Source organism: Cylindrospermopsis raciborskii Cr2010, from assembly GCF_003367075.2.
Classification (GTDB): domain Bacteria; phylum Cyanobacteriota; class Cyanobacteriia; order Cyanobacteriales; family Nostocaceae; genus Raphidiopsis; species Raphidiopsis raciborskii.
In genome coordinates this window covers 2,907,406-2,920,205 of sequence record NZ_CP065936.1, presented here as the reverse complement: position 1 = coordinate 2,920,205, position 12,800 = coordinate 2,907,406, and the positions used below count along the sequence as shown (strand labels likewise).

Below are 12,800 nucleotides of genomic sequence, written 5' to 3'. Positions count from 1 at the left end.
ATATAAATGCGATTGCAAAGGATTACCCGTGATTTAGTTGAATTAACCCACACCTGGAGACTGTCCGTGGGAGAGCTTCGTAGGTTGGGTTGAGGAACAAAACCCAACAAACCCACAGGATATATATAAACGCGATTGCAAAGGATTACCCGTGATTTAGTTGAATTAACCCCTACCTGGAGACTGTCCGTGGGAGAGCTTCGTAGGTTGGGTTGAGGAACGAAACCCAACAAACCCACGGATATATATAAACGCGATTGCAAAGGATTACCCGTGATTTAGTTGAATTAACCCCTACCTGGAGACTGTCCGTGGGGGAGACAGGGAATTAATTGTCTCAAAGCCTAATTCGGTTTTATCGTGAGTGATTATATTTATCTTAACTTATTCCCAATCTGCTTGAATGAGATTACGTTTGCTGCGACTAAAAACTAACCCCACTTCATGAACAGTTTTACCTGGTTCTCCCCTATACTTTTGTGCATAGTTACATTCCCGTATTTGTTTTAGGGCTAGGTTCTCTTTTACACTGTCCCCATCTACTACTTTGATTTCTATCACGTAAATATGATCACCCAAGATGGCTGTTATGTCCGCTTGACCATAGTTGGTGATATCTTCGGGAATGATGCGCGCATTTAAGGAACTCAAGAAAGCATATAGCACAGAAGCATAGTAACCCTCAAAATTAGCCAGGTCATTGTTAGTAAAGTTCCAGGAATCCCTGCAAATAGACGCTTTACTGCTTTCACTGTTGATTCTAAATCTCCACTACACACATATACTCATATAATCTATCTTCTTGGATAGCACTCTTTTCATTTACTATTTCCGCTATACCGTTGATAAAATGGTCATTTAATGTCAGACGAACTTCCATGTTGGGTATTTTAGAGCAAACATGGAGCGATGGCGACGGGATAAAGGTATGATCAATGGTCAAATACCCAAGATTGAAATAACAAGGTGACGGGGTTATCCGTTCTACTCAAGGCTGACTCTAAGATTCCGGTTACCTCCTAGATGCTCTAGGTTAGGGAGGAAGTAGCTGTTGGCTTTGAAATAATTTAACCAGGAACGTCGGGTTCCGGTTTCAAACCAGTAGTTGTGAAATATCTTGCCCTTATCGATAAACATGAGGATGTCGTAGGGGTTATAAACGCTCTCGGAACCCGTCCAGTTATAACCATTATACCAAGAGCGTACCGCTTCTCGATCTGCTCCTGCAAGATGTTCTCCGAAGGATTCGGTGAGGTCGGTTTCCGTGTAACCGCAGATGGAAGAGTATCTAGTATCAATGGTGATGTCCGTGAGTTGGTTTAAACCGCTAAAAAGGCTGACTTTGGAGAATTTGGTGACTCCAGTCATGAAGACAAACTGCAGGTTGGCATCCTGCTCCTTGAGGACGGAGTATAGGTTTTTGAGTCCCTCTCTCATTTCAGCAGCAATAGCTGGGTTGTCGATGTTGTCTAGGATGGGTTTATCATATTCATCTACCAGCACCACTGTTCTTTCTCCAAATCGTTGGTATGCACCAGCAATGATTTCCCCGAAACGACCTTGAATATCCTTTAGTTCATAGTCCACTCCCAGGGATTGGGCAGTTTTTAAAAAAATACCATTAATTTTTTGGTCCAGCTCTTGTCGGTTTTTTAATACCCCACCAGCAAAATCTATTTTAATCACTGGGAATTTTCTACTCCAGCCCCATTGGTCATAGATATAAAGCCCCTCAAATAACTTCTGATTCCCCTCAAAAATCTCCTTGAGGGTATCTATAAACAGACTTTTACCAAAACGTCGGGGACGAGACAAAAAGAAGGCTCCAGGCTGTTTTATTAACTGGAGGGCAAGCGGTGTTTTGTCCACATAAATACAGTTGCTACCGCGTAGTTTATCTAGGGTGTTGATCCCCAGGGGGAGATTTTTGGGGTTCATACTAATGCTTATTATCTTAATTTTAGTTTATCTCTAATTCAATCACCGGGGTTATTTATGTGAATTTATTTTAAATTAAAAGTGATTGCGAAGCACTACTTATGGGATTAACTATAATTGTTTGAATTAACCCCTACCTGGAGACTCTCCGTGGGAGAGTTTCGTAGGTTGGGTTGAGGAACGAAACCCAACAAACCCACAGGATATATATAAACGCGATTGCAAAGGATTAGCCGTGATTTAGTTGAATTAACCCACATCTGGAGACTGTCCGTGGGAGAGCTTCGTAGGTTGGGTTGAGGAACAAAACCCAACAAACCCACAGGATATATATAAACGCGATTGCAAAGGATTACCCGTGATTTAGTTGAATTAACCCCTACCTGGAGACTGTCCGTGGGGGAGCTTCGTAGGTTGGGTTGAGGAACAAAACCCAACAAACCCACAGGATATATATAAACGCAATTGCAAAGGATTAGCCGTGATTTAGTTGAATTAACCCCTACCTGGAGACTGTCCGTGGGGGAGACAGGGAATTAATTGTCTCAAAGCCTAATTCGGTTTTATCGTGAGTGATTATATTTATCTTAACTTATTCCCAATCTGCTTGAATGAGATTACGTTTGCTGCGACTAAAAACTAACCCCACTTCATGAACAGTTTTACCTGGTTCTCCCCTATACTTTTGTGCATAGTTACATTCCCGTATTTGTTTTAGGGCTAGGTTCTCTTTTACACTGTCCCCATCTACTACTTTGATTTCTATCACGTAAATATGATCACCCAAGATGGCTGTTATGTCCGCTTGACCATAGTTGGTGATATCTTCGAATGATCGCGCATTTAAGGAACTCAAGAAAGCATATAGCACAGAAGCATAGTAACCCTCAAAATTAGCAGGTCATTGTTAGTAAAGTTCCGCCAGGGAATCCCTGCAAATAGACGCTTTACTGCTTCACTGTTGATTCTAAATCTCACTACACAATACTCATATAATCTATCTTGGATAGCACTCTTTTCATTTACTATTTCCGTATACGCGTTGATAAAATGGTCATTTAATGTCAGACGAACTTCATGTTGGGTATTTTTAGACAAACTTGGGCGATGGCGACGGATAAAGGTATGATCAATGGTCAAATACCCAGATTGAAATAACAAGGTGACGGGGTTTATCCGTTCTACTTCAAAGGACTCTAAGATCTCCTCGGTTACCTCTAGATGCTCTAGGTTAGGGAGGAAGTAGCTGTTGGCTTGAAATAATTTAACCAGGAACGTCGGGTTCCCGGTTTCAAACCAGTAGTTGTGAAATATCTTGCCCTTATCGATAAACATGAGGATGTCGTAGGGGTTATAAACGCTCTCGGAACCCGTCCAGTTATAACCATTATACCAAGAGCGTACCGCTTCTCGATCTGCTCCTGCAAGATGTTCTCCGAAGGATTCGGTGAGGTCGGTTTCCGTGTAACCGCAGATGGAAGAGTATCTAGTATCAATGGTGATGTCCGTGAGTTGGTTTAAACCGCTAAAAAGGCTGACTTTGGAGAATTTGGTGACTCCAGTCATGAAGACAAACTGCAGGTTGGCATCCTGTTGCTTGAGAACGGAGTATAGATTCTTGAGCCCCTCTCTCATTTCAGCAGCAATAGGTGGGTTGTCTATATTGTCTAGGATGGGTTTGTCGTATTCATCCACTAGCACCACCGCACGTTCTCCATATTTTGCCATGGCCTTACGAATCAAAGTTCCTAATTTTCCCGGTATATCAGTTGACTCGTAGGACACACCCAGATACTCTGCGTTTTCGTGTAAAATATCCAGTATTCGCAGATCCAGCTCTTGTCGGTTTTTTAATACCCCACCAGCAAAATCTATTTTAATCACTGGGAATTTTCTACTCCAGTCCCATTGGTCATAGATATAAAGCCCCTCAAATAATTTCTGATTCCCCTCAAAAATCTCCTTGAGGGTATCTAGAAACAGACTTTTACCAAAACGTCGGGGACGAGATAGAAAGAAGGCTCCAGGCTGTTTTATTAACTGGAGGGCAAGCGGTGTTTTGTCCACATAAATACAGTTGCTACCGCGTAGTTTATCTAGGGTGTTGATCCCCAGGGGGAGATTTTTGGGGTTCATACTAATGCTTATTATCTTAATTTTAGTTTATCTCTAATTCAATCACCGGGGTTATTTATGTGAATTTATTTTAAATTAAAAGTGATTGCGAAGCACTACTTATGGGATTAACTATAATTGTTTGAATTAACCCCTACCTGGAGACTGTCCGTGGGAGAGCTTCGTAGGTTGGGTTGAGGAACGAAACCCAACAAACCCACAGGATATATATAAACGCGATTGCAAAGGATTACCCGTGATTTAGTTGAATTAACCCCTACCTGGAGACTGTCCGTGGGAGAGTTTCGTAGGTTGGGTTGAGGAACGAAACCCAACAAACCCACAGGATATATATAAACGCGATTGCAAAGGATTACCCGTGATTTAGTTGAATTAACCCCTACCTGGAGACTGTCCGTGGGAGAGCTTCGTAGGTTGGGTTGAGGAACGAAACCCAACAAACCCACAGGATATATATAAACGCGATTGCAAAGGATTACCCGTGATTTAGTTGAATTAACCCCTACCTGGAGACTGTCCGTGGGAGAGCTTCGTAGGTTGGGTTGAGGAACGAAACCCAACAAACCCACAGGATATATATAAACGCGATTGCAAAGGATTACCCGTGATTTAGTTGAATTAACCCCTACCTGGAGACTGTCCGTGGGGGAGACAGGGAATTAATTGTCTCAAAGCCTAATTCGGTTTTATCGTGAGTGATTATATTTATCTTAACTTATTTCCAATCTGCTTGAATGAGATTACGTTTGCTGCGACTAAAAACTAACCCCACTTCATGAACAGTTTTACCTGGTTCTCCCCTATACTTTTGTGCATAGTTACATTCCCGTATTTGTTTTAGGGCTAGGTTCTCTTTTACATTGTCCCCATCTACTACTTTGATTTCTATCACGTAAATATGATCACCCAAGATGGCTGTTATGTCCGCTTGACCATAGTTGGTGATATCTTCGGGAATGATGCGCGCATTTAAGGAACTCAAGAAAGCATATAGCACAGAAGCATAGTAACCCTCAAAATTAGCCAGGTCATTGTTAGTAAAGTTCCGCCAGGGAATCCCTGCAAATAGACGCTTTACTGCTTTCACTGTTGATTCTAAATCTCCACTACACATATACTCATATAATCTATCTTGGATAGCACTCTTTTCATTTACTATTTCCGTATACGCGTTGATAAAATGGTCATTTAATGTCAGACGAACTTCCATGTTGGGTATTTTTAGAGCAAACATGGAGCGATGGCGACGGATAAAGGTATGATCAATGGTCAAATACCCAGATTGAAATAACAAGGTGACGGGGTTTATCCGTTCTACTTCAAAGGACTCTAAGATCTCCTCGGTTACCTCTAGATGCTCTAGGTTAGGGAGGAAGTAGCTGTTGGCTTGAAATAATTTAACCAGGAACGTCGGGTTCCCGGTTTCAAACCAGTAGTTGTGAAATATCTTGCCCTTATCGATAAACATGAGGATATCGTAGGGGTTATAAACGCTCTCGGAACCTGTCCAGTTATAACCATTATACCAAGAGCGTACTGCTTCTCGATCTGCTCCTGCAAGATGTTCTCCGAAGGATTCGGTGAGGTCGGTTTCCGTGTAACCGCAGATGGAAGAGTATCTAGTATCAATGGTGATGTCCGTGAGTTGGTTTAAACCGCTAAAAAGGCTGACTTTGGAGAATTTGGTGACTCCAGTCATGAAGACAAACTGCAGGTTGGCATCCTGCTCCTTGAGGACTGAGTATAGATTCTTGAGCCCCTCTCTCATTTCAGCAGCAACGGGTGGGTTGTCTATATTATCCAGGATGGGTTTATCATATTCATCTACCAGCACCACAGTCCTTTCTCCAAATCGTTGATATGCACCCGCAATAATTTCCCCGAAACGACCTTGAATATCCTTTAGTTCATAGTCCACTCCCAGGGATTGGGCAGTTTTTAAAAAAATACCATTAATTTTTTGGTCCAGCTCTTGTCGGTTTTTTAATACTCCACCAGCAAAGTCTATTTTAATCACTGGGAATTTTCTACTCCAGTCCCATTGGCCATAGATATAAAGCCCCTCAAATAATTTCTGATTCCCCTCAAAAATCTCCTTGAGGGTATCTATAAACAAACTTTTGCCGAAACGTCGGGGACGAGATAGAAAGAAGCGTCCAGGAATGCGTATCAGACCGTGAGCTATTTCGGTTTTGTCCACATAGACACAATTGTTTTCCCGTAGCATACTCAGGGTGTTGATTCCCAACGGGAGATTTTTGGGGTTCATACTAATGCTTATTATCTTAATTTTAGTTTATCTCTAATTCAATCACCGGGGTTATTTATGTGAATTTATTTTAAATTAAAAGTGATTGCGAAGCACTACTTATGGGATTAACTATAATTGTTTGAATTAACCCACATCTGGAGACTGTCCGTGGGAGAGCTTCGTAGGTTGGGTTGAGGAACGAAACCCAACAAACCCACAGGATATATATAAACGCGATTGCAAAGGATTACCCGTGATTTAGTTGAATTAACCCCTACCTGGAGACTGTCTGTGGGAGAGCTTCGTAGGTTGGGTTGAGGAACGAAACCCAACAAACCCACAGGATATATATAAACGCGATTGCAAAGGATTACCCGTGATTTAGTTGAATTAACCCCTACCTGGAGACTGTCTGTGGGAGAGCTTCGTAGGTTGGGTTGAGGAACGAAACCCAACAAACCCACAGGATATATATAAACGCGATTGCAAAGGATTACCCGTGATTTAGTTGAATTAACCCCTACCTGGAGACTGTCTGTGGGAGAGTTTCGTAGGTTGGGTTGAGGAACGAAACCCAACAAACCCACAGGATATATATAAACGAGATTACAAAGGATTACCCGTGATTTAGTTGAATTAACCCCTACCTGGAGACTGTCTGTGGGAGAGTTTCGTAGGTTGGGTTGAGGAACGAAACCCAACAAACCCACAGGATATATATAAACGAGATTACAAAGGATTACCCGTGATTTAGTTGAATTAACCCCTACCTGGAGACTGTCCGTGGGAGAGTTTCGTAGGTTGGGTTGAGGAACGAAACCCAACAAACCCACAGGATATATATAAACGCGATTGCAAAGGATTACCCGTGATTTAGTTGAATTAACCCACACCTGGAGACTGTCCGTGGGGGAGACAGGGAATTAATTGTCTCAAAGCCTAATTCAGTTTTATCGTGACTGATTATATTTATCTTAATTTATTCCCAATCTGCTTGGATGAGGTTACGTTTGCTGCGACTAAAAACCAACCCCACTTCATGAACGGTTCTCCCCGGTTCTCCTCTATACTTTTGCGCATAGTTACATTCCCGAATTTGTTTTAGGGCTAGGTTCTCTTTTACGTTCTCCCCATCTACTACTTTGATTTCTATCACGTAAATATGATTACCCAACATGGCCGTTATGTCCGCTTGACCATAGTTGGTGATATCTTCGGGAATGATGCGCGCATTTAAGGAACTCAGGAAAGCATATAGCACAGAAGCGTAGTAGCCCTCAAAATTAGCCAGGTCATTGTTGGTAAAGTTCCGCCAAGGTATAGAAGCAAATAGGCGTCTTACTGTGTCGATAAATCCATTAACATCACCTTGAAATAAGTTTTCATACAAGGGTCTCTGAATACCCAATTTCTCTTCAACGAAGTCCGTGTAGGCGTTGACTAATTGATCTCCCAAGGCGACTTTCACTTCCTGGTTAGGAATTTTCAGTCGGAACATGTAACGTTCCATAGCGGTAAAGGTGCTCTCAATGGTCAAATACCCAGATTGAAATAACAGGGTGACTGGGTTAATTCGTTCTATTTCAAAGGACTTTAAAATCTCTTCGGTTACTTCTAGATGCTCTAATTTGGGGAGGAAGTAGCAGTTGGTCTGAAATAGCTTAATTAAGAAGGTGGGGTTTCCTGTCTCAAACCAGTAGTTGCCATACTCCATTCCCTCACGGATAAACAGTAAGATATCGTAGGGGTTATAAACGGAATCGCCACGCCACGAGTATCCATTATACCAGAGGCGCAGTTTATCCCAGTCTACCCTTGCAAGTGCTGGCAAAGGTTTTTGCTCCAAAATCTTCCTGGGTGTACCACAAATGGTGGAAAAATCCCTACTGATGGTAATGTCCGTGAGTTGATTTACCCGCTAAAAAGGCTGACTTTGGAGAATTTGGTGACTCCAGTCATGAAGATGAACTGGATGTTGGCATCCTGTTGCTTGAGAACCGAGTATAGGTTCTTGAGTCCCTCTCTCATTTCAGCAGCAATAGGTGGGTTGTCGATGTTGTCTAGGATGGGTTTATCGTATTCATCCACCAGCACCACCGCACGTTCTCCATATTTTGCCATGGCCTTACGAATCAAAGTTCCTAATTTTCCTGGTATATCTGTTGACTCGTAGGACACACCCAGATACTCTGCGTTTTCGTGTAAAATATCCAGTATGCGCAGATCCAGCTCTTGTCGGTTTTTTAATACCCCACCAGCAAAGTCTATTTTAATCACTGGGAATTTTCTACTCCAATCCCATTGGTCATGGATATAAAGCCCCTCAAATAATTTCTGATTCCCTTCAAAAATCTCCTTGAGGGTATCTATAAACAGACTTTTGCCAAAACGTCGGGGACGAGACAAAAAGAAGGCTCCAGGCTGTTTTATCAACTGGAGGGCAAGTCGTGTTTTGTCCACGTAAATACAGTTGCTACCGCGTAGTTTATCTAGGGTGTTGATCCCCAGGGGGAGATTTTTGGGGTTCATACCAATGAATATGTGCTTATTATCTTATCCTAGTTTATCTCTAATTCAAGAGGGCGATCGCGAAGCACTCTCTATGGGATTAACTATAATTGTTTGAATTAACCCCTACCTGGAGACTGTCCGTGGGGGAGACAGGAAATTAATTGTCTTAAAGCTTCCTAGGTTAAAAACCGACTGGCTTTGTCGTGGGTAATTGTAAGGTGTAAAATTTTTCATTTTTCACTTATGCTTGACAAGTCGAAAAGATTTACAAATTTTATTAATTTTTTTCTATAAACCCCTTGCATATTTATTTGACTAGCTGTTATACTTAAAAGTAAGGTGATCTGGATTTCTGATCAGGAAGGGCCCGATCACCTTACACCCCTTTACTCAGAGGTAATGAAATTATGGCACAAACCAGGAATTTTATCGGGAATGTTAGTGACACTACAGTAGTTGGCACTAAAATAGTTCCAGAAGGCGATCGCAGGGAACCATTAAAACACCTGTTAATTGGATCGAAGAAAACAGTTATCAGTACGATTCATTATTTACATGTGCTTGGTTATGCTCATGCAACTGATTGGAGTGATTTGATGCCAACTAGTAACCCGGGAGAGGTGATGAGTATATTGGTAAGGGAGATAGTGATTAAATAGAGGGAGGAAATGGGGACAATAAGTAACAATAAGTGGTTTTTATGAATCGTTTAAAATCCTGGCAATGGTTAGTATTAATCTCGCCTATAGTATTAATCATTGCTTTCATACTTGTATTGGCTGGGATACAAATTAACAGTTGGGGGTTAAATTGGATTTGGGGTATATTTATACTAATATTGACTGGATGGCGTTGGCTGTTGGTGAAATTGACCAAACCAATGATTAATCAAATTGAGAGTGTGTTTGATCAGGTTAAAGAAGAATTGGCATGGAGTGAGGAGAAAGATGTGAATTTCTCTTTAGAGAAAGAAAAAAGCGAGCAGGTAGAAAGGATATTACAAAAAGTTCTAAATGATGGTAAAAATGATCTTGCCATTTGGGAGGACTTACAAACTTTCTGGCAAAGATGTGAAGATTTAGTAGTGGGGATTGCCCATATATATAACCCAGAAGTGAAATATCCCTTGTTAAGTATTTACATTCCCCAAGTATATGGATTAATTCGTGGTACGGTGGATGATATGGATAAATGGATGCAAAAATTATCCCCGTTTTTAAATCAAGTTAGTGTGGGACAAGTTTATCAAAGCTATGAAGTTTATCGTCAATTAGAACCTGCTGCCAAGAAACTTTTTCAGGTGTGGGATATTGCCCAGTTGTTTTTAAATCCTGTGGGAGCTATGGCCAAAAAAGCCACTGATAATCTCAATAATAGGGCTACACAAGAATTATTAATTAATCTGAATCAAATATTAAGAGAAGCCACCTTGAGGAACTTATGTCAACAAGCAGTTGTTCTATATGGTGGGGTAAAAATGGAATTAATCGTATCTGAATTACCAGAAGCTAAAACTCAAACCTTGCGGGATATTATTCAGCAAGCTCAGCCACCAGAAAAGCTAGAAAAAACCCCTCTGAATATTTTGATTGCGGGGCGTAATGGTGCTGGAAAAAGTAGTGTAATTAATACCATTTTTGCCAGTGAAATAGCTGAAGTTGATGTTTTGCCAAGTACGGATAAAATAACAACTTATAATTGGCAAACAGAAAGTGGTGAAATAGTCGAACTTTGTGACACTCCTGGTTATGAACAGGTAAACCGTCAAGATTTTCGCAACTTAGTGATGGATTACGGAAAAAAAGCAGATTTACTTTTATTAGTAACTCCTGCACTGGATCCTGCTTTGCAGATGGATGTAGATTTTTTGGAAGATATGCAAAAGCAAATGACTGACTTACCAATTATTGCTGTGGTTACTCAAGTGGATAAACTACGTCCAATTAGAGAATGGCAACCTCCCTATAATTGGCGCAGTGGAAATAAACTCAAGGAAATGGCAATTAGAGAAGCGGTATTATACCGAGAAGAGAAATTCAAACCAGTCTTGATTAATAGCTCTCATTTAGTTTTACCATTGGTGACTGATGACCCCAAAACTAAACGTTGTGGTTGGAATTTAGAAGAATTGTCTGGTGGACTGCTATCAGTTCTAGACCCAGCAAAGCAGTTAAGATTATCCCGCTTTTTGCGTAACTTAGATATCCGGATTGCCCAATCGGCAAAAATTATTGATCACTACAGCTTTCAAATGACAACTACCCAGGGAATTACCAGTTTATTAAAAAACCCTATTTTGCAATTTGTTGCTACCTTATCTACAGGTTCACCTGCTCTAGCTTATATTCTAGCGGAAAAAATTCCCGTGGAACAATTACCTGTGGTAATTGGTAAATTACAAATGTCTTATGATTTATTTAAACTACTTAATACATTCCAAGAGGATGGAAGAAAAACAACCGAATTTGATTTATTATCCCTTTGGCCTTTCTTAGTAGAAAATTCTGGCACACCCCAGCAAGGTGCTTGGTCTTTAGGTTATTCTTTAATAGAATACTGGACTCAAAATTTAACCATAGAACAGTTGGGAGAGAGATTTGAGTTTTGGCAAAGAACTAATAATAACTAATGGGAATTCAGCTGCACATCCGTGATAATTAAAACTCCTCTACTCTTCTATTTCCAATTGTGCAACCGTAACTGCATCAAAAGCAAAAGCAACAACTAAGGGCATGGGGGATACACAAATAAATGCCCAACTTATGCACAGAAGAGTAATAACTAATGCAATAACTGATATTAATCTTTCCTCATTGGTAGCACCCTTTTTCTGTTTAATTAATTTCAAAGTGTCCATGGGAATGGGCTCTGGAATTACACAACCTGGGGGAAAAGCCCAATAATTACCACGACGTTCTACAAATAAATCAGTCCAACCATTTTCCGTGCACCAGTCCTCAATCCATTCAATATAGTAATGATTGATAATCAACATAACAGTTAGGTTTTAATAGGTTTTAAGTTAGGATATCTAATTGACCGCACCCGCATACTAACAACCAAAAATGATCCCTGGCTAAAAAGTACAAAAAACTTTACGGTGGGTGAATCCCCCCATACATTAACGGTTAATGTCAATTAACAATTCTAAACGTCAAGTTGATTCTAGATTGAACTTTTTTAGCTGTTTTCCCAACTTGATGTTGCCAAAAGTGCTGTGTCTGGTCTTGCATTAACAGTAAACTACCATTTTCTAAGTCAATAACAGTCTTTTGACTCTTGTCATATTTGTGTCGTAAATAAAACCGACGAGTTGCACCAAAACTAAGGGAAGCAATCAGAGGATTCTTACCCAATTCTGGTTCATCGTCACTGTGCCACCCCATACTATCCTTACCATCTCTATATAGATTTATTAAAACACTATTAAACCTAACTGGTACAATTTCCTCAATTTTAGATTTAATAAACTTCAATGTAGGATTCCAAGATTCTGGGTGCTGTTCTATTCCAGAGTAGGTATAGGATTTACCCTCATCCCCATACCATGCAGTCAGTCGTGGAATGGGCATTTTTTTGCCAAACAAATGAATAATTTCTTGTTTCCACTTAATATTACCATATAACTCGCAAAACAACTGGTTAGACTGTTCCACACTGAAAAACTCAGGATACAGTATTACATTGCCATCAGTAGCAATAATTACTTTATGCTCAAACAGATTTTTTTCAGTCAAGTGGTGATTATGATACAAACAGCACCTTCCTTATAAATAATTTAACTTAATTAGGTGAGGTCTAAAATGAAAGTAGGTTGGGTTGAAGCATGAAACGGAACACCCCATCGGTTACCCTACCTAAGTGGGTGAGTAGAATTAAATATAAGATGAAAGTAGGTTGGGTTGAAGCATGAAACCCAACACCCCCATGGGTCTCGTTACTCGACCCACCCTACAAAATAATT

The 12,800-nt window shown here is 40.6% G+C and carries 11 protein-coding genes; 2 read left to right on the top strand and 9 right to left on the bottom strand.

Annotation, left to right across the window (positions count from 1 at the left end; translation table 11 throughout):
• Positions 1-384 precede the first annotated feature (384 nt).
• From C6N34_RS13285 to C6N34_RS13255, 7 genes are all read right to left on the bottom strand, one after another.
• Complete coding sequence (locus C6N34_RS13285; RefSeq protein WP_236107058.1) at positions 385-666, bottom strand: PD-(D/E)XK nuclease domain-containing protein; 282 nt, start codon at positions 664-666, stop codon at positions 385-387.
• 318 nt (positions 667-984) lie between these two features.
• Positions 985-1,938, bottom strand: a complete 954-nt coding sequence (locus C6N34_RS13280; RefSeq protein ID WP_236107056.1) for an ATP-binding protein — start codon at positions 1,936-1,938, stop codon at positions 985-987.
• Between the two features lie 592 nt (positions 1,939-2,530).
• Positions 2,531-2,809, bottom strand: coding sequence for a PD-(D/E)XK nuclease domain-containing protein (locus C6N34_RS13275; protein WP_236107055.1), 279 nt, complete (start codon positions 2,807-2,809; stop codon positions 2,531-2,533).
• Positions 2,791-4,074, bottom strand: coding sequence for an ATP-binding protein (locus tag C6N34_RS13270; protein WP_236107053.1), 1,284 nt, complete (start codon positions 4,072-4,074; stop codon positions 2,791-2,793). Before C6N34_RS13270 ends, C6N34_RS13275 begins: the two co-directional genes overlap by 19 nt.
• Positions 4,075-4,789: 715 nt before the next feature.
• A complete protein-coding gene (locus tag C6N34_RS13265; RefSeq protein WP_236107051.1) occupies positions 4,790-6,343 on the bottom strand; it encodes an ATP-binding protein in 1,554 nt (517 codons plus the stop codon).
• 961 nt (positions 6,344-7,304) lie between these two features.
• Positions 7,305-8,156 carry a PD-(D/E)XK nuclease domain-containing protein gene (locus C6N34_RS17290; RefSeq protein ID WP_456264037.1) on the bottom strand — a complete coding sequence of 284 codons (852 nt, stop codon included), beginning with the start codon at positions 8,154-8,156 and terminating at the stop codon, positions 7,305-7,307.
• Between the two features lie 80 nt (positions 8,157-8,236).
• Positions 8,237-8,854 carry an AAA family ATPase gene (locus tag C6N34_RS13255; protein WP_268906680.1) on the bottom strand — a complete coding sequence of 206 codons (618 nt, stop codon included), beginning with the start codon at positions 8,852-8,854 and terminating at the stop codon, positions 8,237-8,239.
• A 389-nt stretch (positions 8,855-9,243) separates the two neighbouring features.
• Between C6N34_RS13255 and C6N34_RS13250 the strand changes: the two genes are divergently transcribed.
• The gene (locus tag C6N34_RS13250) at positions 9,244-9,495 is read left to right on the top strand and encodes a hypothetical protein (protein WP_115538732.1); all 252 of its coding nucleotides are present in this window, start codon (positions 9,244-9,246) and stop codon (positions 9,493-9,495) included.
• A gap of 41 nt (positions 9,496-9,536) precedes the next feature.
• A complete protein-coding gene (locus C6N34_RS13245; RefSeq protein WP_115538731.1) occupies positions 9,537-11,465 on the top strand; it encodes a GTPase family protein in 1,929 nt (642 codons plus the stop codon).
• Between the two features lie 39 nt (positions 11,466-11,504).
• Here the strand turns inward: C6N34_RS13245 and C6N34_RS13240 are convergent, their stop codons facing one another.
• Both C6N34_RS13240 and C6N34_RS13235 read right to left on the bottom strand, forming a co-directional pair.
• Positions 11,505-11,831, bottom strand: a complete 327-nt coding sequence (locus C6N34_RS13240) for a slr1957 family protein (protein WP_006277543.1) — start codon at positions 11,829-11,831, stop codon at positions 11,505-11,507.
• Between the two features lie 139 nt (positions 11,832-11,970).
• Positions 11,971-12,573 carry an alpha-ketoglutarate-dependent dioxygenase AlkB family protein gene (locus C6N34_RS13235; protein WP_236107049.1) on the bottom strand — a complete coding sequence of 201 codons (603 nt, stop codon included), beginning with the start codon at positions 12,571-12,573 and terminating at the stop codon, positions 11,971-11,973.
• Positions 12,574-12,800: the final 227 nt, after the last annotated feature.